Source organism: Caballeronia arationis, from assembly GCF_001544975.2.
GTDB classification, from domain to species: Bacteria; Pseudomonadota; Gammaproteobacteria; order Burkholderiales; family Burkholderiaceae; genus Caballeronia; species Caballeronia arationis.
Genome location: NZ_FCOG02000548.1, coordinates 1 through 755 on the forward strand (window position 1 = coordinate 1; position 755 = coordinate 755).

Here is a 755-nt window from a genome sequence, read left to right on the forward strand (position 1 = left end):
TTTTTTTAACGGGATACTCAGTGCAGCAGAGATACCCCTTGTGCGCTCGCCTGTCGACGAATGCAGTAAAACCAAGCAGTGTCCAGCGTGACGCCTTGTTTTTCAAGTCGGGCATGACCGCCTCGCTTTCGGTCGATGACGTCATAGGCTTCCGCCTCCGACTTCCCTACTCTCACGGAGCCGTTCTCAACGCCGGAAGTTGCCACGATCTGATACCGGCCAACAATCATGCTGAAGCTCATTTCCTCTTCTCCATTGGAAAAGCTCGGGCGGATTGCGGCCCCGGAGGGGACGAATCCCCACCGGGCAAAAAAGTTACTGTTAGCGGCAGAAGGCCGCGATTTCAGACGCGCAGTGCTTCGCGTAGCTCGCGACGCACCAGCGTTCTAACTGCACGGCGACACGCAACCTGAGTTGCGCACCACTCGTCGGCAAAATCGGTTTCCCGCTTTTTCGGCCGGTGAACCATAGCCGTGTAGCCTTCCGCTCGCAGCCGCTTCGCGAGTTTCAAGGCCGCATCGACGCCCGGCGATTTGCCGGTACGTGGGTCGACCGCATCGAAGTCCGCGAAGATATGGACAACGCGGATGCCGAGGCCGTCTGGTACAACGAAATCGGCGAGAAGGATTCGATTCAGGCAGTACCAGACCGGCACACCGAAGAGCATGTGCGCGGCATACGCCGTCTCGAGACCTTCCGCGACGCCGATTTCGCCATCGACTGGATCCATCAGCCGGACTGCGCCGCCGTTGAGC

2 protein-coding genes are annotated in these 755 nt (G+C 59.1%); both read right to left on the reverse strand.

Going from position 1 to position 755, the window contains the following annotated elements:
* Positions 1–17: 17 nt before the first annotated feature.
* Positions 18–242, reverse strand: a complete 225-nt coding sequence (locus AWB81_RS43765; protein WP_061167942.1) for a hypothetical protein — start codon at positions 240–242, stop codon at positions 18–20.
* A gap of 101 nt (positions 243–343) precedes the next feature.
* On the reverse strand, positions 344–755 hold a 412-nt coding region (locus AWB81_RS43770; RefSeq protein ID WP_200822660.1), incomplete at its 5' end, for a toprim domain-containing protein.